Origin of the sequence: Streptomyces sp. CC224B (genome assembly GCF_030010595.1) — a bacterium.
In the GTDB taxonomy this organism is placed as follows: Bacteria; Actinomycetota; Actinomycetes; order Streptomycetales; family Streptomycetaceae; genus Streptomyces; species Streptomyces longispororuber.
In genome coordinates this window covers 1-22470 of record NZ_JASCXL010000147.1, presented here as the reverse complement: position 1 = coordinate 22470, position 22470 = coordinate 1, and the positions used below count along the sequence as shown (strand labels likewise).

At 73.7% G+C, this 22470-nt stretch carries 19 protein-coding genes and 1 tRNA gene; 12 read left to right on the top strand and 8 right to left on the bottom strand.

All coding sequences use genetic code 11. The features are described 5' to 3' along the window. Positions 1-368 precede the first annotated feature (368 nt). The 4 genes from QK440_RS36830 to QK440_RS36815 all read right to left on the bottom strand — a co-directional run bounded on the left by QK440_RS36830 (position 369) and on the right by QK440_RS36815 (position 5241). The gene (locus QK440_RS36830) at positions 369-1256 is read right to left on the bottom strand and encodes an S-methyl-5'-thioadenosine phosphorylase (protein WP_282797624.1); all 888 of its coding nucleotides are present in this window, start codon (positions 1254-1256) and stop codon (positions 369-371) included. Between the two features lie 301 nt (positions 1257-1557). After that, positions 1558-1893 (bottom strand): FmdB family zinc ribbon protein, encoded by a 336-nt coding sequence (locus tag QK440_RS36825; protein WP_282797623.1) that lies wholly within the window; start codon positions 1891-1893, stop codon positions 1558-1560. 67 nt (positions 1894-1960) lie between these two features. Continuing rightward, positions 1961-3232, bottom strand: a complete 1272-nt coding sequence (locus QK440_RS36820) for an MFS transporter (RefSeq protein ID WP_282797622.1) — start codon at positions 3230-3232, stop codon at positions 1961-1963. 509 nt (positions 3233-3741) lie between these two features. Then, positions 3742-5241 (bottom strand): potassium/proton antiporter, encoded by a 1500-nt coding sequence (locus tag QK440_RS36815; protein ID WP_282797628.1) that lies wholly within the window; start codon positions 5239-5241, stop codon positions 3742-3744. 227 nt (positions 5242-5468) lie between these two features. Between QK440_RS36815 and QK440_RS36810 the strand changes: the two genes are divergently transcribed. Continuing rightward, a complete protein-coding gene (locus tag QK440_RS36810) occupies positions 5469-8387 on the top strand; it encodes a penicillin acylase family protein (protein ID WP_282797621.1) in 2919 nt (972 codons plus the stop codon). Positions 8388-8512: 125 nt separating this feature from the next. On the opposite strand, the gene QK440_RS36805 is transcribed toward QK440_RS36810, so the two are convergent. Beyond that, positions 8513-9124 (bottom strand): 5-formyltetrahydrofolate cyclo-ligase, encoded by a 612-nt coding sequence (locus QK440_RS36805; protein WP_282797620.1) that lies wholly within the window; start codon positions 9122-9124, stop codon positions 8513-8515. A 95-nt stretch (positions 9125-9219) separates the two neighbouring features. Here QK440_RS36805 and galU point away from each other — a divergent pair, with 95 nt between their 5' ends. The 7 genes from galU to QK440_RS36770 all read left to right on the top strand — a co-directional run bounded on the left by galU (position 9220) and on the right by QK440_RS36770 (position 15154). Beyond that, positions 9220-10122 carry a UTP--glucose-1-phosphate uridylyltransferase GalU gene (gene galU, locus QK440_RS36800; RefSeq protein WP_282797619.1) on the top strand — a complete coding sequence of 301 codons (903 nt, stop codon included), beginning with the start codon at positions 9220-9222 and terminating at the stop codon, positions 10120-10122. A gap of 105 nt (positions 10123-10227) precedes the next feature. Beyond that, positions 10228-11523, top strand: coding sequence for a gephyrin-like molybdotransferase Glp (gene glp / locus QK440_RS36795; RefSeq protein WP_282797627.1), 1296 nt, complete (start codon positions 10228-10230; stop codon positions 11521-11523). A 210-nt stretch (positions 11524-11733) separates the two neighbouring features. Continuing rightward, a complete protein-coding gene (gene moaC / locus QK440_RS36790; protein WP_282797618.1) occupies positions 11734-12225 on the top strand; it encodes a cyclic pyranopterin monophosphate synthase MoaC in 492 nt (163 codons plus the stop codon). Beyond that, the gene (locus QK440_RS36785; RefSeq protein ID WP_282797617.1) at positions 12222-12776 is read left to right on the top strand and encodes a MogA/MoaB family molybdenum cofactor biosynthesis protein; all 555 of its coding nucleotides are present in this window, start codon (positions 12222-12224) and stop codon (positions 12774-12776) included. The genes moaC and QK440_RS36785 overlap by 4 nt, the downstream gene beginning before the upstream one ends. Beyond that, a complete protein-coding gene (locus tag QK440_RS36780; protein WP_282797626.1) occupies positions 12773-13396 on the top strand; it encodes a GNAT family protein in 624 nt (207 codons plus the stop codon). Before QK440_RS36785 ends, QK440_RS36780 begins: the two co-directional genes overlap by 4 nt. 282 nt (positions 13397-13678) lie before the next feature. Beyond that, the gene (gene glpR / locus QK440_RS36775) at positions 13679-14977 is read left to right on the top strand and encodes a gephyrin-like molybdotransferase receptor GlpR (protein ID WP_282797616.1); all 1299 of its coding nucleotides are present in this window, start codon (positions 13679-13681) and stop codon (positions 14975-14977) included. 103 nt (positions 14978-15080) lie between these two features. Further along, positions 15081-15154: transfer RNA gene (locus tag QK440_RS36770), tRNA-Ala, on the top strand. A gap of 104 nt (positions 15155-15258) precedes the next feature. Here the strand turns inward: QK440_RS36770 and QK440_RS36765 are convergent. Then, positions 15259-16242 (bottom strand): sigma-70 family RNA polymerase sigma factor, encoded by a 984-nt coding sequence (locus QK440_RS36765; RefSeq protein WP_282797615.1) that lies wholly within the window; start codon positions 16240-16242, stop codon positions 15259-15261. A gap of 75 nt (positions 16243-16317) precedes the next feature. Here QK440_RS36765 and QK440_RS36760 point away from each other — a divergent pair, with 75 nt between their 5' ends. Beyond that, positions 16318-17025 (top strand): NAD(P)H-dependent oxidoreductase, encoded by a 708-nt coding sequence (locus QK440_RS36760; RefSeq protein ID WP_282797614.1) that lies wholly within the window; start codon positions 16318-16320, stop codon positions 17023-17025. A 223-nt stretch (positions 17026-17248) separates the two neighbouring features. On the opposite strand, the gene QK440_RS36755 is transcribed toward QK440_RS36760, so the two are convergent. Further along, positions 17249-17728 carry a GNAT family N-acetyltransferase gene (locus tag QK440_RS36755; protein WP_282797613.1) on the bottom strand — a complete coding sequence of 160 codons (480 nt, stop codon included), beginning with the start codon at positions 17726-17728 and terminating at the stop codon, positions 17249-17251. Positions 17729-17811: 83 nt separating this feature from the next. On the opposite strand from QK440_RS36755, the gene QK440_RS36750 reads away from it, so the two are divergent. Beyond that, positions 17812-18600 (top strand): exodeoxyribonuclease III, encoded by a 789-nt coding sequence (locus QK440_RS36750; protein ID WP_282797612.1) that lies wholly within the window; start codon positions 17812-17814, stop codon positions 18598-18600. 278 nt (positions 18601-18878) lie between these two features. Then, entirely contained in the window at positions 18879-19946 is a 1068-nt protein-coding gene (locus QK440_RS36745; RefSeq protein WP_282797611.1) for a DUF6528 family protein, read from the top strand. A 28-nt stretch (positions 19947-19974) separates the two neighbouring features. Here QK440_RS36745 and QK440_RS36740 read toward each other — a convergent pair whose 3' ends face one another. Next, on the bottom strand, positions 19975-20601 hold the full coding sequence (locus QK440_RS36740; protein WP_282797625.1) for a MerR family transcriptional regulator: 627 nt from the start codon (positions 20599-20601) through the stop codon (positions 19975-19977). 271 nt (positions 20602-20872) lie between these two features. Here QK440_RS36740 and QK440_RS36735 point away from each other — a divergent pair, with 271 nt between their 5' ends. After that, positions 20873-22420: an NAD(P)/FAD-dependent oxidoreductase gene (locus tag QK440_RS36735; protein WP_282797610.1), complete on the top strand. Its 1548-nt coding sequence runs from the start codon at positions 20873-20875 to the stop codon at positions 22418-22420. The last annotated feature ends 50 nt before the right edge of the window (positions 22421-22470 follow it).

Here is a 22470-nt window from a genome sequence, read left to right as displayed (position 1 = left end):
GGCCCCGTCCGCCGGGCCCCGGCGGCGCCGCGCCCGTGACCGGGCCGGACCGCGCCGCGCCCGTGGCCCGGCCGGACCATGCCGACGCGGGCACGGGCGCGGTGGCCGGTGCAGGAGTGTGTGAAGGGTTACGCGTCATGACGACCACCGCCCGCCGTGTGGATGCTCGGAGCCGAGGAACTCGGATTCCCCACCACGATGCGGGCCCGCCGCCGATCCCGCTCGGCCCCGTGCGCTACCGGCCGGTTGTGGACAACTCCCTCACCCGAAGGGGGAGTTCCGGGGCGTCCCGGACCCGAGCGCGATCATCCGCCGGACCTCAGCCGGACTTCCGCCGGACCTCCGGCAGGCCTCCGGCGGCCTCGCGGTCACGGCAGCGTGAACCCGGGCTCCAGGCCGCCCAGCGCCCCCGCGCACAGGCAATCCCGCTCCCCGGTCGCCGGAAGCCCGGCCACCGCGTCGAAGAGCACCGTCCGCAGCCGTCCCACGTTCGCGGAGAACACCCGCAGGACCTCCTCGTGCGAGACCCCCTCGCCCGAGGCGGCGCCCGCGTCCAGGTCGGTGACCAGCGTCAGCGAGGTGTAGCAGAGCTCCAGCTCCCGGGCCAGGGCCGCCTCGGGGTGGCCGGTCATGCCCACCACGGACCAGCCCTGCCCCGCGTACCAGCGGGACTCCGCGCGGGTCGAGAACCGCGGCCCCTCGATCACCACGAGCGTGCCGCCGTCCACCGACTCCCAGTCCCGGCCCCGCGCGGCCTTCAGCGCGGCGGCCCGGCCGGCCGGGCAGTACGGGTCGGCGAGCGACACGTGCACGACGTTCGGCACGGTGCCGTCGGGCAGCGGGACCCCGTCGAAGTACGTCTGCGCGCGCCCCGTCGTACGGTCGACGAACTGGTCGGGCACCAGCAGCGTCCCGGGCCCGTACTCGGCGCGCAGCCCGCCGACGGCGCACGGGCCGAGCACCTGCCGTACGCCCAGGGAGCGCAGCGCCCACAGGTTGGCGCGGTAGTTGATGCGGTGCGGCGGCAGATGGTGGCCGCGGCCGTGCCGGGGCAGGAAGGCGACGCGCCGTCCGGCTATGTCGCCCAGGAACAGGGAGTCGCTCGGGGCGCCGTACGGGGTGTCGACCTGCACCTCGGTGACGTCGTCGAGGAAGGAGTAGAAGCCCGACCCGCCGATGACACCGATCTCGGCCTGCCGCGCGTCCGCCGCGCCCACTGTGCTGACCGTGTTCGCCGTGCTCACCGTGTTCGTCATGGCCCGCACCCTAGCCGCGTGGACATACCGCGCACATACCACGCGCATACCGCGCGCACAGACCGCGTACCTGCCACGTGCGTACCGCGACAGACGGCCCGCCTGCCGCATACGTACCGCGGACAGACGGCCCGCCTACCGCCTACGTACCGCGGACAGACGGCGGCCCGCTTGGCGCGCCCCCGCCCGACAGGCGGACGCGCCGAAGGCCCCGCCGTCCGGTGACGGCAGGGCCTTCGAAAGAGCGGGGAGCGGGTGCCGCCCGGCAGCCGCCGGGAGGGCCCCTCCGGGCCGGACGGTGCTACGCGGCCGAAGAGCTGGACGCGGCGGCGCCGCTCGACGACTTGGAGTCCGACGAGGACGAAGACGACGAGGGCGACGAGGACGACGAGGACGAGGCGTCGGACGACGAGGAGGACGACTTCGAGGACGACGACGCGGGCGCGCTGCTGGACGACGAGCCGCGGCTGTCGTTGCGGTAGAACCCGGAGCCCTTGAAGACGATGCCGACCGCCGAGAACACCTTCTTGAGGCGTCCGTCGCAGTTCGGGCACACGGTCAGGGCGTCGTCGGTGAACTTCTGCACCGCCTCGAGGCCCTCGCCGCACTCGGTGCACTGGTACTGGTACGTCGGCACTTGCTTCCTCCTGGCACTCTCACTCGATGAGTGCTAACGACGATCCATAGTGACGTATTCCGTGGGTTCAGTCCACTGCCACCGGTTCGCGGTGACCCACGCCACGTGCGACCGTGCGGCCCTGGCTCTGCGGCACGAGCCGCGAGCGCAGCAGCAGGAGGACGGCGAGGGCGAGCGCGGTGCCGCCCAGCGGGACCAGGAACCCCGAGCCGTCCCAGAAGCGGTCCTCGAGCTGACCGGCGACCGTGACGGCGGCCGCCTGCCCGAGCGCGACGGAGCCGGTGAGCCAGGTGAAGGCCTCCGTGCGGGCGCCCGGCGCGACCAGGCTGTCGACGAGGGTGTAGCCGGTGATCAGGGCGGGCGCGATGCAGACGCCGACGAGCAGGCCGAGCCCGGCCAGCAGCGGCACCGACTGCGCGGCCCACAGGCCCGAGGCCATCAGGGTCAGTGCCACGTACCCGACGAGGAGCCGGCGCTGCGGCGAGACCTTCCAGGCGATGGCGCCGCAGACGACCCCGGAGAGCATGTTGCCGGCGGCGAACGTGCCGTACAGGACGCCGTTCAGGCCGGGCTTGCCGATGGACTCCGTGAAGGCGGCCAGGGAGACCTGCATGCCGCCGAAGACCGTGCCGATGCCGAGGAACGTCACGATCAGTACGCGCACACCGGGCACCCGCAGGGCCGAGTCGTGGCCCACGCGCGCGTGGGCGTCGCCCGTGCCGGACGGCTTCGGCTGGGTGCTCTTCTGGGCCGCGAACAGCAGGCCGCCCACCAGGGTCAGGCCGGCCTCGGTGAGCAGGCCCGCGGCCGGGGTGACGCCCGTGCAGAGCGCGGTCGCCAGCAGCGGACCGAGCACGAACGTCAGCTCGTCGGTGACGGACTCGAAGGCGGCGGCGGTCTGCGCGAGCGGCGTGCCCTGGAGCTTGGCGCCCCAGCGGGCCCGCACCATGGGGCCGATCTGCGGCGTGGAGGCGCCCGTGGGCACCGCCGCGACGAAGAGGGCCCACAGGGGCGCGTCGGACAGCGCGAGCACGGTGAGGGTGACGCCGGAGGCCGCGTGCACGAGGACGCCGGGCACGAGCACGGCGCGCTGCCCGAACCGGTCGGCCAGCTTGCCGCTGAAGGGTGCGAACAGCGCCATGGAGACGCCGGTGGCGGCCGACACGGCGCCCGCGGCGCCGTACGAGCCGGTGGTGTGCTGCACGAGCAGCACGATGGAGAGGGTGAGCATCGCGAACGGCTGTCGCGCGGCGAAGCCTGGAAGCAGGAAGGTCCAGGCGCGCGGGGTGCGCAGCAACTGTCCGTAGCCCGGGCGGGTTTCGGTGACCGTGGATGCCACGGCCCTTGCCTTTCTGCTGCCTGGTAGCGCGCCCGTGCGGGGGCGCCGAGAGCTGTCCTCTAGCGCAGAACTGCGGTAGATACCGGGCTGCCCACTGCGAGGGCGCCGCGGCCGCCATACGGTCGCGCCAGCTCTGCGTCAGACAGAGTTGGTTCGATCAGGGTCGGTACGTGCGCCTCGGCACGCCCCGGACGGCGCTGTGCAGCGCCTGGCGGTACGCACCGAGTGCGCCTTCATGATACAGGCGTGTGGCAAATGGGGCCTGCGTTCACAAGCGGTGAGACGCCCGCCACCTACGATTACCGCCGCCCCAGCCCTCCAGCCACGCCAGCCGCCCCCGCCGCCCCAGCCCTCCAGTCACGCCAGCCGCCCCCGCCGCCCCAGCCCTCCAGCCACGCCAGCCGCCCCCGCCGCCCCAGGCCCCCCGAACCCCCACCGGCCCACCGAGGCCCCAGCTCACCGAGGCCCCAGCTCACCAAGGCCCCACCCACCCCACCAAACCCCCAGCCCTACCGCTGCCCCCCGTTCACCCCCAGCCACCCCGCCAGCTTGCCGCCCTGCGAGACCGCGCGCAGGCGGCGTTCCGCGGCGTCGCGGGCCGGTTCCGTCGCCACCACCAGGAGCTCGTCGCCGCGGCGCAGCACGGTCGTCGGCAGCGGCACGAACGAGGTGCCCTCCCGGACGACCAGGGTGACGGCCGAGCCCGCGGGCAGCCGCAGCTCGTTGATCTCGACGCCGTGCAGCCGTGAGCCGTCCGGTACGGGTACGGACAGCAGGTGGCCGCGCAGCCGCTCCAGGGGGGCCGACTCGATGCCGAGGTCCGAGGGGCCCCCGCCCTTGCCGAGGCCGAGCAGCCGGGCGAGGCCCGGCAGCGTGGGGCCCTGCACCAGGGTGTAGACGACGACCAGGACGAAGACGATGTTGAAGATCTCCTCGTTGTTCTCGACGCCGTTCACCATCGGGATGGTGGCCAGGATGATGGGCACCGCGCCGCGCAGGCCGGCCCAGGACATCAGGGCCTTCTCCTGCCAGGGCATCGAGAAGGGCACCATGCTCAGAAAGACCGACACGGGCCGGGCGACGAGCGTGAGGACGAGCCCGGTGATCACCGCGGGCAGGATGTCGTCGAGCAGCGTGTGCGGCGTGACGAGCAGGCCGAGCAGCACGAACATGCCGATCTGCGCGATCCAGCCCACCCCTTCGGCGAAGCCCCGGGTGGCGGGCCAGTGCGGCAGCTTGGCGTTGCCGAGGACCATCGCCGCCAGGTACACGGCGAGGAAGCCGCTGCCGTGGGCCATGGCCCCGGCCGCGTAGGCGGCCACCGCGATGGCCATCACCGCGATCGGGTAGAGGCCGGACGCGGGCAGGGCCACGCGCCGCAGGCCGTAGGAGCCCAGCCAGCCCACCGAGAGGCCGATGGCGGCGCCGATGGCCAGTTCCAGGGCTATCTCGCCGATCAGGACGTACCAGTGCTCCACGGGGCCCGCGGTGGAGAAGGCCACGACCAGGATCACCACGGGGGCGTCGTTGAAGCCGGACTCGGCCTCCAGGACGCCGGTCACCCGGGAGGGCAGCGGGACGCGGCGCAGCACGGAGAAGACGGCGGCCGCGTCCGTGGAGGACACCACCGCGCCGATGATGAACGCCTGCCGCCAGTCGAGCCCGACCAGGTAGTGCGCTCCCGCGGCGGTGACTCCGACGCTCGCCGCGACGCCCACGAGCGCCAGGGACGCCGCCGCGGGAAGGACGGGTTTTATCTCAGACCACTTGGTGCCGAGGCCGCCCTCGGCCAGGATCACGACGAGGGCGGCATAGCCGATCACCTGGGTCAGTTGCGCGTCGTTGAAGGTGACGTTGCCGATGCCGTCCTGGCCCATCACCACGCCGATGCCGAGGTAGAGCAGCAGGCTGGGCAGACCGCTGCGCGAGGAGACGCGCACGGCGGCCACGGCGACGAGCAGGACGAGTGAGCAGACGAGCAGAAGCTGGTTGAGGTCGTGGACAGACAGGGGCCGTTCCTTCCGTCGTGCGAGCCATGTACTTCGTTACTTTACCTAAACGTTAACGCCGTCTTGACGCGTTTCCCGCGCCCCGCCCACCCTGTCGACCGTGCGTTCGATACTGGTTTCGGACACCGCGTCCGGGGCCGTATCCCGCTGCGCCTATGGTTGCTCCAGCACTCCCAGGACCCGCACAAGCACCGACCTGCCGCTCGCGAAGGACAGCAAGGACAGCGATGCCCTCCAACACCACCGCCTCTTCCGGCCGGAAGTCCGGCAAGAAGAAGGGGCGCCGAGCCCGACTGATCGTGATCGTCCTGGTCCTGGCCGTCGTGGGAGGCATCGGGTTCGGCGCGTACTGGAGCGTCAGCACCGTCCGCGCCTCCTTCCCGCAGACCAAGGGCACGATCGACATCGACGGCCTGAAGGGGCCGGTCGACGTCAAGCGCGACGGCAACGGCATCCCGCAGGTCTACGCCGAGACCCCTGAGGACCTGTTCATGGCCCAGGGGTTCGTGCAGGCGCAGGACCGCTTCTGGGAGATGGACGTCCGCCGCCATATGACCTCCGGGCGGCTCTCCGAGATGTTCGGCAAGAGCCAGGTCAAGACCGATGAGTTCCTGCGCACCCTGGGCTGGCACCGGGTGGCCGAGAAGGAGTACGACTCCAAGCTCTCGCCCGCGACGAAGAAGTACCTCCAGGCGTACGCCAAGGGGGTCAACGCCTATCTCGACGGCAAGCAGGGCAAGGACATCTCCCTCGAGTACGCGGCGCTCGAGTTCGAGAACGACTACAAGCCCGAGAAGTGGACGCCCGTCGACTCGGTGGCCTGGCTCAAGGCCATGGCCTGGGACCTGCGCGGCAACATGCAGGACGAGATCGACCGCGCCCTGATGACGAGCCGTCTCGGCCCGTCGCAGATCAAGGACCTGTACCCGGACTACCCGTACGACCGGAACAAGCCGATCGTCCAGGAGGGCGGCTACGACGCCGTCACCGAGAAGTTCACCGACCGGGACGTGCCGGACAGCCAGTCGGGGACCGGCACGGGCGGTACGGGTACCGGTACGGGTACTGGCACGGGCTCCGGCACCGGCACCGGCGGCACTGGTACCGGCGGTACCGGTACCGGAGGCGCGGCGGGCACCGGCGGCACGGGCACGGGTGGCACGGGCACGGGTGGCACGGGCACCGGCGGTACCGGGACCGGCGGCACGGCCGGCACCGGTGTCGCGGGCAACGCCCAGGCCCCCAGCGGCTACCAGGCGCAGCTCTCGGGCCTCTCCGACGTGCTCGACAAGGTCCCGGACGCGGGCCTCGGCTCGAACGGCAACGGCATCGGCTCCAACTCCTGGGTGGTCTCCGGCGACCACACCATCACCGGCAAGCCCCTGCTCGCCAACGACCCGCACCTGGCGCCGCAGCTCCCCTCCGTCTGGTACCAGATGGGCCTGCACTGCCGGTCGGTCTCGGCGCAGTGCCCGTACGACGTCAGCGGCTACACCTTCTCCGGCATGCCGGGCGTGGTCATCGGCCACAACCAGGACATCGCCTGGGGCATGACGAACCTGGGCGCCGACGTCACCGACCTGTACCTGGAGAAGTTCACCGCCGACGGCTACCAGTACGGCGGCAAGGTGAAGCCCTTCGTCTCCCGCGAGGAGAAGATCAAGGTCGCGGGCGGCAAGACCAAGACGATCACCGTCCGGGAGACCAACAACGGCCCGCTGATCTCCGACCGCGACGACGAGCTGGTCAAGGTCGGCAGGAAGGCCCAGGTCGACGCGGCGGCCCCGGACCGCGGCGACGGCTACGGCGTCGCGCTGCGCTGGACCGCCCTTGAGCCCGGCAAGTCCATGGACGCCGTCTTCGAGCTCAACCGCGCCAAGGACTTCCAGGACTTCCGCAAGGCCGCCCGCTCCTTCGAGGTGCCCTCGCAGAACCTGATCTACGCCGACACCGAGGGCCACATCGGCTACCAGGCCCCCGGGAAGATCCCCACGCGCGGGAAGGGCGACGGCTCCCTGCCGGCCCCCGGCTGGGACCCGAAGTACCGCTGGGACGGCTACATCGAGCAGGACGAGCTGCCCTGGGAGTACGACCCCGAGCGCGGCTACATCGTCACCGCCAACCAGGCCGTCGTCGACAGCAAGAAGTACCCGTACAAGCTCACGACGGACTGGGGCTACGGCGCGCGCAGCCAGCGCATCGAGGACCTGATCAAGGCCAAGACGAAGAACGGCGGCAAGATCTCCACGGAGGACATGCGGCTGATGCAGACCGACAACAGCAGCGAGATCGCACGCCTGCTCGTGCCCAGGCTGCTGAAGGTCGACATCGGCGACAAGCACGTCCGGGAGGCGCAGAAGCTCCTGGAGGGCTGGGACTACACCCAGGACGCCGACTCGCAGGCGGCTGCCTACTTCAACGCGGTGTGGCGCAGCATCCTCCAGCTCTCCATCGGCAACAAGCTGCCCAAGGAGCTGCGCGTCAAGGGCCAGTGCCTGAGCGTGAAGCCCGCCACCCAGACCGGCCCGGCCGACGAGGCGAAGACCGTGCGCGAGTGCGGCCAGCGCGACCCGGAGTCGGCGCAGCCCGACGGCGGCGACCGCTACTTCGAGGTCATCCGCAAGATCCTGGACGACGAGAAGAACGACTGGTGGAAGACGCCGGGCAGCCGCACGGACGCGGAGACCAAGAACCGCGACCAGCTCTTCGCGCGCGCCATGAAGGACGCCCGCTGGGACCTGACCGCGAAGCTCGGCAAGGACATCGACACCTGGACCTGGGGCCGGCTGCACCGCCTGGAGCTGAAGAACCAGACCCTCGGCACCGAGGGCCCGGGCTGGCTGAAGTGGGTGCTCAACCGCGGCCCCTGGAAGCTCGGCGGCGGCGAGGCCACGGTCAACGCCACCGGCTGGAACGCGGCGGGCGGCTACGGCGTCATCTGGGTGCCGTCGATGCGGATGGTCGTGAACCTGAAGGACTTCGACAAGTCCAGGTGGATCAACCTCACCGGTGCCTCCGGCCACGCCTACAGCGACCACTACACCGACCAGACCAGCAAGTGGGTCAAGGGCGAGCTGTTGCCGTGGTCCTACTCCAAGAAGGCGGTCGACGACAGCACCAGCGACACCCTGGTGCTGAAGCCCTGACGGGCAGGTGACACGGAAAGGGCCCTCCACGCGCGCGTGGAGGGCCCTTTCGCGTTGCCCAGGGCCGTCACGGGGGGCCGTCGGCGACGGCGCCGGCTCCCGCCACGGGCCGGCCACCGCCGGCGTCAGCCGAAGCGGCGCACCCCCGAGGGCGTCACGACGGCGCGCACCGGGCGGTCGTGCGCTTCCCTGGGGACGCGCACGACCACTTCCGTGTCGTACAGGAGCACCACGAGCGCCGGATCGGCGCCCGCCCGCTCGAGCCGGGCCAGGACCCGGTCGTAGGAGCCTCCGCCGCGCCCGAGGCGCATCCCGCGCTCGTCCACCGCGAGCCCCGGCAGGAGCACGGCGTCGGCCTCCAGGACGGCGTCCGGGCCGAGGCGCGGCCCGGTGGGCTCCAGGAGGGCGATCTTCCCCCGGTGCTGGACGCGGGCCAGCGAGTCCGGTCCGGCGTACGCTGCCCAGTCCAGGTCGTTGTCCGGGAGCAGCGCCGGCAGCAGGACGCGGGTCCCGCGCGCGTGGAGGGTGTCCAGGAGCGCGTGGGTGCCCGGTTCACCGCCCACGGAGACGTAGGCGGCGACCGTGCGGGCCGCGGCCAGCTCGGGCAGCTCCAGCGCGCGGCGGGCGAGGCGCGCGGCCGCCTCCTTCGCGTCACCCTCCGGCAACCGTCCCCTCACCGCGAGGATCTCTGCGCGCAAGGTGCGCTTGCTTCCCTTGTCCGAGCCGGGTTGGTCCATGGCGAACTCACACATCCTTCCTATTCCGCTCACATGTGGGCTGAATATTCCGGAGCCACCGATTCAAGACATAGGCACCGGATATGGTGACGGGCATGACTGAGTCTCACCCCAAGATCACCAAGGCTGTCATCCCAGCAGCAGGTCTTGGTACGCGCTTCTTGCCCGCCACCAAGGCCACTCCCAAGGAGATGCTGCCGGTCGTCGACAAGCCGGCGATCCAGTACGTGGTGGAAGAGGCCGTCGCCGCGGGCCTGAACGACGTCCTCATGGTCACGGGCCGCAACAAACGCCCCCTGGAGGACCACTTCGACCGCAACTACGAGCTCGAGTCGGCCCTGGAGAAGAAGGGCGACGAGTCCCGGCTGGCACGGGTGAGGGAGTCCAGCGACCTGGCCACCATGCACTACGTCCGCCAGGGCGACCCCAGGGGACTCGGTCACGCCGTCCTGTGCGCCGCCCCGCACGTGGGCCGCGAGCCCTTCGCCGTCCTCCTCGGCGACGACCTGATCGACCCGCGCGACCCGCTGCTCTCGCGCATGGTCGACGTCCAGGAGCAGCGCGGCGGCAGCGTCATCGCGCTGATGGAGGTCGCGCCCGAGCAGATCCACCTCTACGGCTGCGCGGCCGTCGAGGCCACCGGCGACGGCGACGTCGTGAAGGTGACCGACCTGGTCGAGAAGCCGGAGACGGCGGACGCCCCGTCGAACTACGCGATCATCGGCCGCTACGTCCTCGACCCGCACATCTTCGACGTCCTGCGCACCACCGAGCCCGGCCGCGGCGGCGAGATCCAGCTCACCGACGCGCTCCAGCAGCTCGCCGCGGACGAGAAGGTCGCCGGTCCGGTGCACGGCGTGGTCTTCCAGGGCCGCCGCTATGACACCGGGGACCGTGGCGACTATCTGCGTGCCATTGTCAGACTCGCGTGCGAACGTGAAGACCTGGGCCCGGACTTCAAGGCCTGGCTTCGCAGTTACGTCACCGAGGAGATGTAGCACGTGAGCAGCAGCGGCACGACGACGCACGACGGCACCCGGGCGCCCCACGGGCAGGACACCGGCCACGGCACCCCGGGCTCCGGCCCGGGCCCGGTCTGGTCGGTGGACGAGCACCTGGAGGACATCCTGGCCGCCGTCCGCCCGCTGGAGCCCATCGAGCTCCAGCTCCTCGACGCCCAGGGCTGCGTCCTGGTCGAGGACGTCACGGTGCCCGTGTCGCTGCCGCCCTTCGACAACAGCTCCATGGACGGGTACGCGGTGCGGACCGCCGACGTCGCGGGCGCGGCCGAGGAGTTCCCCGCCGTCCTGACCGTGGTCGGGGACGTCGCCGCCGGGCAGGGCGCGCAGCCCACCGTCGGCCCCGGCCAGGCCGCCCGCATCATGACCGGCGCCCCGCTGCCGCCCGGCGCCGAGGCCGTGGTGCCCGTGGAGTGGACCGACGGCGGGCTCGGCGACGGCCCCGTCTCCGGCATGCGCGCCCACAGCGCGGCCCCCGAGGGCGCCTCCGGAGAGGTCCGGGTGTACCGCCCGGCGCAGGCGGGCGCCCACGTCCGCGCGCGCGGCAGCGACGTCCGGGCGGGCGACCGCGCCCTGAGCGCCGGCACGGTCCTCGGCGCCCCGCAGATCGCCCTGCTCGCGGCGATCGGCCGCGGCACGGTCACGGTGCGCCCGCGCCCGCGCGTGGTCGTCCTGTCCACCGGCAGCGAACTGGTGCAGCCCGGCGAGCCGTTGGCCACCGGCCAGATCTACGACTCCAACAGCTTCTCCCTCACGGCCGCCGCCCGCGAGGCCGGGGCGATCGCCTACCGCGTGGGCGCGGTCGCCGACGACGCCGAGACCCTGCGCGCCACCATCGAGGACCAGCTCATCCGCGCCGACCTGGTGGTCACCACGGGGGGCGTCAGCGTGGGCGCGTACGACGTCGTGAAGGAGGCACTCTCGGCCGTCGGCGACCCGGACGACGAGGGGGGCCTGGGGGCGGGCGGCGGCGTGGAGTTCCGCAGGCTCGCCATGCAGCCGGGCAAGCCGCAGGGCTTCGGCGCGATCGGCCCCGACCACACCCCGCTGCTGGCGCTGCCGGGCAACCCCGTGTCGGCGTACGTCTCCTTCGAGCTGTTCGTCCGGCCCGCCGTGCGGGCGCTGATGGGGCTCCCGGACGTGCACCGGCCCACCGCGCGCGCCCGCCTGGAGGCCCCCGAAGCGCTCCGGTCGCCGTCCGGGAAGCGCCAGTTCCTGCGCGGCCGCCACGACGCCGCCGCCGGCACCGTGGCGCCCGTCGGCGGCGCCGGGTCCCACCTCGTCGCCGCCCTCGCGCAGGCGGACGCGCTGATCGTCGTGCCCGAGGCCGCGACGTCGGTCGAGCCGGGCGCCGAGGTCGACGTGGTGCTCCTGGGCTGACGCCCGGCCCGGGGCGCGGCACGGCCGCGCGGGACCCGTGCCGCACCCGGCCCGGCGGGGGGAGAATGACCCGGCGGGGGGAGAATGACCCGGCGGGGGAGAGAGCGCCCGGCTCGGGTGGGTCGGTCACGCGCGACGGGCGGGGGGTACGGTGTCGCGCACAGCAGGCCGCGCGCCCGCGCGGGGCCCGGACCAGGAGCGCCACAGCACATGAGCACCCAGCAGGGACTGACGCACATCGACGAGGCGGGCGCCGCCCGCATGGTCGACGTATCCGAGAAGGACGTGACCACGCGGACCGCGCGCGCCGGCGGCCGCGTCCTGGTCGCGCCACGCGTGATCGAGCTGCTGCGCGGCGAGGGCGTGCCGAAGGGCGACGCCCTGGCGACCGCCCGGATCGCGGGCATCATGGGTGCCAAGCGCACCCCCGACCTGATCCCGCTCTGCCACCCGCTGGCCGTCTCCGGCGTGCAGGTCGAGCTGTCCGTCGCGGACGACGCCGTGGAGATCACCGCCACGGTGAGGACGACGGACCGCACGGGCGTGGAGATGGAGGCCCTCACGGCGGTGAGCGTCGCCGCGCTCACGGTCGTCGACATGGTGAAGGCCGTCGACAAGGGGGCCGTCATCACGGATGTACGGGTGGAGGAGAAGACGGGCGGCAAGTCCGGCACGTGGACCCGCGAGGGAGCCGGGGCATGAGCGCCACGCCCGGCGCACACGGCGCCCCCGGCGCCGCGGAAGGCGCCGCGCGCGCCCCCTACCGCGCCCTCGTCGTCACCGCGTCCAACCGTGCCGCCGCCGGGGTCTACGCCGACAAGGGCGGCCCCCTCCTCGCCGAAGGGCTCACCGCGCTCGGGTTCGCCGTCGACGGGCCCCGGGTCGTGCCCGACGGGGACCCCGTGGAGCAGGCGCTGCGCGCCGGGGTCGAGGCCGGGTACGACGTCATCCTCACCACCGGCGGCACCGGCATCTCGCCCACCGACCGCACGCCCGAGGCCACCCGCGCCGTCCTCGACCGCGAGGTGCCCGGCATCCCGGAGGCGATCCGCGCGTACGGCCGCGGGAAGGTGGCCACGGCCGCGCTCTCCCGGGGCCTGGCCGGGGTCGCGGGCCGGACCCTCATCGTGAACCTGCCCGGGTCGAGCGGCGGCGTACGCGACGGTCTGGAGGTCCTGCGCCCGCTCCTCGTCCACGCCGTCGACCAGGTGCGCGGCGGCGACCACCCCCGGACCGACGGGGGTGCGAGCTGAACGGCCCCGCCTGGCCCGCCGAGCTGACGGACGGTGACGTCACCCTCCGCCCCATAAAGCTGCGCGACCAGCGGGCCTGGCGCGAGGTCAACCGGCGCAACCGCGACTGGCTGCGCCCCTGGGAGGCCACCATCCCGCCGCCCGCGCCCGGCGGCCCGGCCGCGCACCGGCCCACGTACCGGCAGATGGTGCGGCACCTGCGGGCGGAGGCCGGCGCGGGGCGGATGCTGCCGTTCGTCATCGACTACCGGGGGCGGCTCGTCGGGCAGTTGACGGTCGCCGGGATCACCTGGGGGTCGATGTGCTCGGGGCACGTCGGCTACTGGGTGGACGAGTCCGTCGCGGGGCGCGGGGTGATGCCGACCGCCGTCGCGCTCGTCGTCGACCACTGCTTCCGTACGGTGGGCCTGCACCGGATCGAGGTGTGCATCCGGCCGGAGAACACGCCGAGCCGCCGGGTGGTGGAGAAGCTCGGATTCCGCGAGGAAGGGCTTCGTCCACGATATCTTCACATCGACGGCGCCTGGCGCGACCACCTCGTGTTCGCGCTCACCGCGGAGGAGGTCCCGGAGGGGCTGTTGCACCGCTGGCACCAGGCGCGGCCCCGCCACACCGCGTAGCGCGGCGCCCACGCGGGGGCGCGGGCGCCGCCCCCACCAGGCGCTTAGGGGTGCGGGCAGCGCGAGTTGGGGCGGGCCGCGCGCCCCCGGAGGCGTGATGCTGCCTCTCTCATAATTGAAATACCTGTTCGAAAAACGCGGATGAGCCTCCGTTAAAAGCCTTGGGGGAGCGGCCTGTTGATCGCACCAGTCGCAAAAAAAGTTTGAGATATCAGCCAGATCGTGCGACACACCGGCCCAATTGGCGGATGGCCTCGACAAAACCCCTCTACCGTGTGAGGCGTGAGCAGCAGCGGCCTCTTCTACGCAGTCATCGTCGGGGCCTGGGCCGCCTACTTGGTGCCGATGTGGCTCCGTAGGCAGGACGAGCTCAATGAAGCCCGTCCGACGGAACGCTTCAGCACCGCCATCCGGCTGCTGTCCGGACGAGCGGGTATGGAGCGCCGGTACGCCAAGGACCTGCAGGCGCGCACGCCCGATCCGTCCGAGGAGGAGGAGTCGCGCGCCGACCCGGACGCCGTCACCGACTCGGTGGACGTCCGGGCCTTCGCCATGCTCCCCGACGAGGGGGTGGCGACCGAGCCCCGCGGCCGGGCGCCAGGGCGGCAGCGCACCCGGCCCCCGACGGAACCGTCCCCCGAAGCCCAGGCGCCGGACCCCGCCCCCGGCCCGGAAGACGCGGAGGACCAGCGCGAGCGCCGTGTTCCGCACAGCCGGGCCGCCGACCACGCGCAGCGCCCGGGCGCCCGGGCGCCGGTCCCCGCCCAGTCGGGGGCGGGGCGGCAGGGCGACGAGCGGCAGGCAGGACGCCGCGCCGCCGAGGCCGCCGCGCGCGCCCGGCGCTCGAAGGTGCTCGCGCGCCGACGCCGCACCACCGTGATGCTCTTCCTCGCCTTCACGCTCGGCGCGGTCGTCGCCGCCGTCGGCGGGGTCGCGTTCCTGTGGGCGCCCGGCGTGCCCGCGGCGCTGCTGAGCGCGTACATCGTCTATCTGCGGCGCCAGGAGCGGCGGCGGTTCACGTACGTGATGGACCGGCGCCGCGCCGAGGCCGCCGCGCAGCGGCTGCGCGAGCGGCAGCCGCACCGGCACGAGCAGGAGCCCGAACCCGCCGAGCCGGAGCCCGTCGCGGAGCCCGAGCCGGGACTCGCCGCGCTCGCCGCCGACCGCCGGGCGCTGGTCGAGCAGACCGACCACGCCGAGTGGGTGGACCAGCAGCGCGAGCGGCGCACCCCCGGGCAGGGCGAGAGCTGGGACCCGGTCCCGGTGCCGCTGCCGACGTACGTGACGGCCCCGGTCGCCCCGCGCGCCCCCGGAAGCGTCGACCTGGGCGCGCCCGACACCTGGAGCTCGGCCCGGTCGAGCACGGTGGAACCGGCCGCCGGGGAGGCGGCGGAGCACCCGGCGCCGGAGCGGCACGCCGAGCCGGAGAAGGCGGAGGCGCGGCCCCCGGCCGCCGACGACGCGCGCAGCGACGCCCGCCGCGCGGCCTCCGCCCGCCGCTCCCGCGAGCGCGGCCGCACCCCGCTCTTCGACCAGTACGACGACGCGGCGGACGGCCGCCCCCGCGCCGCGAACGAGTGAGCCACGGCACACCCGCGGCACCCGGTCCCTCCCGGTGGCTGACCAGCGGGGGAACGGATTTCCAAGCACCCGGGTGGGGGTGCTAGAGTTTCACTCGTTGCAAGGGCCTGTGGCGCAGTCCGGTAGCGCACCTCGTTCGCATCGAGGGGGCCAGGGGTTCAAATCCCCTCAGGTCCACTGCACATGAAGATCCCGTCCGATCGGAAGATCGGGCGGGATCTTCGCGTTGCGCGACAGCGCCCCGCTGGGCCGCCGGGTCCGGAGCGGGGCCGTACGGGCCGTCAGGTCTCCAGGACCGCGAGGTCGAGGGCGCGCAGGCGGGCCGGGGACGTGATGACGTCGTACGCCGTGACCCGGCCGGCCTCGACCGTGACGGTGAGGGCGCACCGGAGCCGGCCACCGGGCGCCACCACCAGGCCGGGGCGGCCGTCGACCAGGGCCACGGCGGCGGCCCGGGCGTTGCCGGTGAGCAGGACCGTCTCGCGGGCCACGGCCTCGGCGCCGCGGATCTCCGCCGGGGCGCCCGGGGGCAGCGCCGCGGCGTCGGCGCGGCGGACCACGTCCGGGGCCAGGACCGCGAGCAGGGCCGTCAGGTCGCCGCCGCGGGCCGCGGCGAGGAAGGCCTCGACGACGTGGCGGCCGCGGGCCGGCTCCGCGGCGGGCCCGGCCGGGGTGCCACGCACCTTGTGGCGGGCGCGGCTCGCCAGCTTCTTCGTGGCGACCGGGGAGCGCTCCACGATGGGCGCGATCCGGTCGAAGGGCACCGCGAAGGAGTCGTGCAGCACGAACGCCACGCGCTCGGCGGGACCGAGGGTGTCCAGGACCACGAGCAGGGCGCGGCCGACGGACTCCACCAGGACGGCCTCCTCCTCGGGGCAGGGCGCGTCCGGGGCGGGCACGCGGTCGAGGGCGCCCTCGTCGGACAGGAACTCCTCCCGCCGCGCGGCACGCGTACGCAGCGTGTCCAGGCAGACGCGCGAGACGACCGTCGTCAGCCATCCGGCCAGGTTCGACACCGCGCCGACGTCGGTGCGGGCCAGCCGCAGCCAGGTCTCCTGGACGGCGTCGTCGGCCTCGGCGGCGGAGCCGAGCATGCGGTACGCGACCGCGCGCAGCCGCCCGCGGTGGGCCTCGAAGCGGGCCGCCAGGTCCTGCCGCCCGTCCTGCTCGTGCCGCCCGTTCTGCTCCTGCCGCCCGTCCTGCTCCTGCCGCCCGTCCTGCTCGCGCCGCCCGTCCTGCTCGCGCCGCCCGTCCTCTTCCGCCATCGGTCACCTTTCTCCGGTCCGCCCCGTCACGGCCTTGACGGAGCGAACCGCCATGAGGTGACAGGAGTGAGGACCATGACCGATCGGGGCCGGGCCGGGGCGCCCGTCCTGCTGCAGGTGGACTCCAGCGCCGACCGGCGCGCGGGGTCGGTGACCAGGGAGCTGGGGGCCGCGTACGCGCGGGGCTGGCTGGCCCGGCACCCGGACGGCGTCCGCCGGTACCGCGACCTGGCCGCCGCGCCCGTGCCGCCGCTCGGCCAGGGGTACGTCTCGCTCGGCACCCGGGTCGAGCGGCACGGCGTGGTGCCGCCGGAGAAGGTCGCGGCGCTGGCCGAGGGGGCCGACGAGGAGCGGGAGTGGGCGGTGTCGCTGCCGCTGATCACGGAGGTGCGGGAGGCCACGACGCTGCTCGTCGGCGCGCCCATGTACAACTTCTCCGTGCCCGCCGCCCTGAAGGCGTGGATCGACCGGATCACCTTCCCCGGCGCGTACGTCGACCCGGACGGCGGGGGGTCGCTGCTCGCGGGGGTGCGGGTGGTGGTGGTCGCGGCGTGCGGGGGCGGTTACGGGGCGGGGGCGCCGCGTGCCGGGTGGGACTTCCAGGTGCCCTATCTGCGGGCGTACTTCGTGAACCTCGGGGTTGCGGAGGGGGAGGTCCGGGTGGTGCGGGCCGAGTTCACGCGGGCGGGGGACGTGGCGGGGCTGGGGCGGTTCCGGGAGGCGGCGGTGCGGGGGCTGGCGCGGGCTCGGGGGGAGGTGGCCGCGCTGGCGGCGGAGGGGTGAGGCACCCCTCCGCGGCGCCTTGGCCCCTTCGGCCGGGGGCCGTGCCCTCCGGGCTGGGCGCCGTGCCTGCCCCGGCTGGGCGCCGGGTCGGCCCTGGGCGCGGCCCTTGCCCCGGCTCGGCCCGGCTGCCTGCTGCCGGCCCTGGTGAGACAGTCGCTCGGCACCTGGGGCTGTGCCCACCCTGCGGCGGCGGAGTCGGGTGTTACGGGTGGGTCGGGGGCGGTCAGCGGAGGGGCTTGGCGTAGCAGCGGCTCAGGGTGTGGAAGCGGTAGTAGCCGAAGCGGGGGCAGAGGTCGTAGCCGCTGGAGGTGTACAGGCCGATCGCCTCGGGCTGCTTCGTGCCGGTCTCCAGGACCATCCGCAGCCGCCCCGCCTCGCGGGCGTCCTCCTCCAGCGCGGCCAGGATGCGCCGCGCGAGCCCGAGGCCGCGCGCCTCCGGCACCACGTACATGCGCTTGATCTCGGCGTCGCCGTCCGCGTAGCCCTCGCCGTTCTCGTCCATCGCGCGCCAGCCGCCCGTCGCCACCGGCGCGTCCGCGGCGTCGTACGCGATGAGGTACAGGCCGCGCGGCGGCCGGAACATGGACGCGTCGAGGGGCGTGACGTCGCCCTCGTCGCCGTAGCGCTCGGCGTACTCGGCCTGGACGCGGTCGTTGAGCTTGACGGCGTCGGGGTGGTCGAAGGCGACGCGGCGTATGTTCATGCTGGTCATCGTATTCCTACGTGGTGCGGTGGTGGTCCGGAGGCGTGGCGGGGCCCTGTCCAGTGTGCCGGTAGGGTGCCGGGATGCTCACTGTGACCAGCGTGAATGTGAACGGGCTGCGGGCCGCCGCCAAGAAGGGGTTCGTGGAGTGGCTCGCCGGGACCGGCGCCGACGTGCTGTGCCTGCAAGAGGTGCGCGCCGAGCCGCAGCAGCTCCCGGACGGGGTCCGCGCGCCTGAGGGCTGGTTCGTGACGCACGCCCCGGCCGCGGCGAAGGGCCGCGCCGGTGTCTCGCTGTACACGCGCCGCGAGCCGGAGCGGGTCCGGGTCGGCTTCGGGTCGGCCGAGTTCGACGGCAGCGGGCGCTACGTGGAGGCGGACCTGCCCGGCGTCACGGTGGCGAGCCTGTACCTGCCCTCGGGCGAGGTCGGCACCGAGCGGCAGGACGAGAAGTACCGTTTCATGGGGGAGTTCCTGCCGTATCTGAAGGAGCTCAAGGAGCGCGCCGCCGCCGACGGGCGCGAGGTCCTCGTCTGCGGCGACTGGAACATCGCCCACCAGGAGGCGGACCTCAGGAACTGGCGGGGCAACAAGAAGAACTCCGGGTTCCTGCCGGAGGAGCGCGCCTGGATGTCGGACGTCTTCACCGCGTACGAGGACGTCGTGCGCGCCCTGCACCCGGGTGTGGAGGGTCCGTATTCGTGGTGGTCCTACCGGGGGCGCGCATTCGACAACGACACGGGCTGGCGCATCGACTACCACGTCGCGACGCCCGGCCTCGCGGGCCGCGCGGTCAAGGCCTGCGTGGAGCGCGCCGCGACGCACGCCGAGCGCTGGTCGGACCACGCCCCGGTGACCGTCGTCTACGAGTGATGTTCCTTTTTGCGAGTGACGTCCGCGTCTTCGCGTGATGCCCGCCGTCTACGAGTGACGTCCGCGTCTTCGCGTGATGCCCCTCGTCCACGAGTGACGCCCTCGTCTACTAGTGACGTCACCGGCGCGCCGCGCCGGCGGCGCGTGAACGGCCGGCCCCGAACGGGTCGCGCCCCGGTGAAAGTCCGGCGCGGCACTGTCCCCGCGCCGGGGGCCGTGGCAGATTGCGGTCGCGTACATGGCGAGCGTGCCAACCGCCTGCCGGGTGAGGGGACTTCATGGCTGCCGGACTGTCCAGACGCGGGTTTCTGATCACGGCGGCGGCCGTCGCGGGCGCGGGCGCGCTGGGTGCGTCGCCTGCCGGGGCCGTGAGCGGCGGTGCGTCCCCCGCCGAGGCCGTGCGCGGCGGGGGCGGCCCGGGTGGTGTTCCCCCGGGTACCCCGCCCGTCCTGGTGACCGAGCAGGCGAGCAGGCGCCTGCTCGTCCTGGACCCGCGGCGCCGGGAGTGGGACCCGGTGGCCGATCCGTCCGTGGTGCGCTGGGCGTTCTCGCCGCTGGGCGACCCGCGCTGGGCGGACCTGCGGCCGGAGGAGAGCTGGGTCTACCCCTGCGAGGCCAAGCCGCGGCGGCACCGGGGCCGGACCCTGGTCCTGACGACGGCGTCCTTCGGGTTCGTGGCCGCGGTGGAGTACCCGTCGGGCCGCCGCCACTGGGGCGCCGCGCTCGGCCCCGGCGACGACCTGTTCAACCCGCACAGCGCCGAGGTCCTGCCCGACGGCAACGTCGCGGTCGCGTGCAGCACCGGCGCGCTGGTGCGCCTGTACGCCGCCTCGTCCGGGCCGGACGCCACGCGGTACGCCGAGGCCCGCCTGAAGGGCGCGCACGGCCTGCACTGGGACCGCACCCGCCGCGTCCTGTGGGCGGTCGGCGACGACGAGCTGGTCGCCTACCGGGTGCGCGGCACGCCCGCGCGGCCCGCGCTCGACCAGGCCTTCGCCACCCCGCTGCCGGTGGCCGTGCCGGGCAGGACGGCGGGCGGCCACGACCTGTTCCCGGTGGCGGGGCGCCCGGGGCGGCTGTGGGTGACGACCAACGCGTCCGTGTTCCAGTACGAGAAGCGGACCGGGGCGTTCCATCGGAACTACGCCGGGCACGAGCTGATCGACCGGGCCAAGGTGAAGGCCGTGGGCAACGACCCGCGCGCCGGGCAGGTCCTCTCCACCGTGCCGGAGAGCGGCCTGGAGGAGACCTGGTGGACGACGCGGGTGAGCGTGCACCGGCCGACGGGCACGTACCGGCTGGCCGGCGGCGGCATCTACAAGGCCCGCTGGTGGCTGCCGGCCTGAGCCACCGGGCCCGGCCGGGCGTCCGGTGTCACGCCTGGTGCAGGCGCCGGTCCAGTGCCAGGGACAGCTCCGCCTCGACCACGCTCTTGGCCAGCGGGCGCAGCTCCTCCACCGTCAGCTCCGGGTGCTCGGCGGCGTGCTCCAGGGTGAAGGAGAGCAGCAGCTCGGCCAGAGCGTCCGCGTGCTCGCGGATGCGCTGCCCCGCCTCCATCACGGCGACGAGGGGCACGCCCTTGCGGACCAGCGTGGTCGAGGCGTCCAGCAGGCGGCGGCTGATGTGCACGATGTCGTCGCCGTCCGTGCCCAGGTAGCCGAACTCCATCGCGGCGGCCAGGTTCTCGGGCGTGACCTCGCCCGCGAAGCGGTCGGCCAGCTCCTCCGGGGTGAGGCGGACCGGGGTCTCCTCCGACGGGCCGTCGATGCCGAGGAGTTCCCCGACGTCGCGGCCCTTCTCGAAGGCCTCGGCGAGTTCCGCGATGCCCTGGAGCGTGTGGCCGCGCTCGAGCAGGGCGGCGATGGTGCGCAGCCGCGCCAGATGGTGGTCGTCGTACCAGGCGATGCGGCCCTCGCGGCGCGGCGGCGGGATGAGGCCGCGCTCGCGGTAGAAGCGCACGGTGCGCACCGTGATCCCGGCCTCGCGGGCCAGCTCCTCCATGCGGTACTCGCGCACCGGGGCCGCGCCCTCGCGGGACTCGCCCGCCCCTGAGCCACTGGCCCCGCCTGTCCCTGCCGTCCCGTCTGTCCCTGCCGTCCCGCCGGTCACCGCGTCCGCCACTTCTTCCGCCACCCCCGCAGCCTATGCGTCGGCCAGAGCCGTACCGACGGTAACTTTCCCCCCTCGCCCCCTACCCATCGGTACGCGCCTGCTCTACGCTCCCGATTGTGCCAGCGATTACTGGCAGAGTCGTGACTTCGGGAGGCGGGGCATGGCCGACAGTGAACGGCGGCGCCAGGCGGCGGCGCACGAGCACGTCCGGGTGGCGGTGATCGGGTCCGGGTTCGGCGGCATCGGCGCCGCCGTCCGGCTGCGCCGCGAGGGCGTCACGGACTTCCTGGTCCTGGAACGGGCCGGGGCCGTGGGCGGCACCTGGCGCGACAACAGCTACCCCGGCTGCGCCTGCGACGTGCCGTCCCACCTGTACTCGTTCTCCTTCGCGCCCAACCCCGACTGGCCGCGCGCCTTCTCCGGCCAGGAGCACATCCGGGAGTACCTGGAGCGGGTCGCCGACACCTTCCGGCTGCGCCCGCACATCCGCCTGGACACCGAGGTGCTGCGGGCGAGCTGGGACACCGAGCGGCTGCTGTGGGAGCTGGAGACGAGCCGGGGCACCCTCACCGCCGACGTCGTCGTCTCCGCCACCGGACCGCTGTCCGACCCCAGGACGCCGGACATCCCGGGCCTCGGGTCCTTCCCCGGCAAGGTCTTCCACTCCGCCCGCTGGGACCACGGCTACGACCTGCGCGGCAAGCGCGTTGCCATGGTCGGCACCGGCGCCTCCGCGATCCAGATCGTGCCGGAGATCCAGCGCGACGTCCGCCGTCTGACGCTGTTCCAGCGCACACCGCCGTGGGTGCTGCCGCGCGCCGACCGGGCCATCACCGGCGTCGAGCGCTGGCTGCACCGCCAACTGCCGTTCACCACGTACGCGCGCCGCGGCCTGCTGTGGGGCATCCGCGAGCTCCAGGTGCAGGCGTTCACCAAGCGCCCGAACGAGCTCGGCCTCGTCGAGAGCCTCGCCAAACGCAACATGGCCCGGGCCATCAAGGACCCGGCCCTGCGCGCCAAGCTGACGCCCACGTACCGCATAGGCTGCAAGCGCATCCTGCTCTCCAACAGCTACTACCCGGCGCTCGCGCAGCCCCACGTGGACGTCGTCGCGAGCGGGCTCGCCGAGGTGCGCGGGTCCACCGCCGTGGCCGCCGACGGCACCGCGGCGGAGGTCGACGCGATCATCTTCGGCACCGGCTTCCACGTCACGGACATGCCGATCGCGGACCGCGTGGTGGGCGACGACGGCCGCACGCTCATGGAGACCTGGAAGGACGGCATGAAGTCGCTGCGCGGCGCGAGCGCGGCGGGCTTCCCCAACTTCCTCACCGTCATCGGCCCCAACACCGGCCTCGGCAACTCCTCCATGATCCTCATGATCGAGTCGCAGTTGAACTACCTGGCCGACTACCTCCGCCAGCTCGACGTGCTCGGCGGCCGGGCCGCCCTCGTCGCCCGGCCGAGCGCCGTCAACGCCTGGACCCGCCGCGTGCAGGACCGCATGAAGCGCACCGTGTGGAACACCGGCGGCTGCACGAGCTGGTACCTGGACGACCACGGCGTCAACACCACGATCTGGCCCGGCACCACCACGGAGTTCCGCGCCGCCACCCGGCGCGTGGACCTCAACGAGTACGAGGTGCTGCGCCCGCCCGCGCCGCGCACCGCGCCCGGGAGCGCACGGAAGGCGGAGGCCACGGCATGAGGGACCGCAGCCACGGCCGCGGGCGCCCCCGCGGCCGCGCGGGCGGTCGA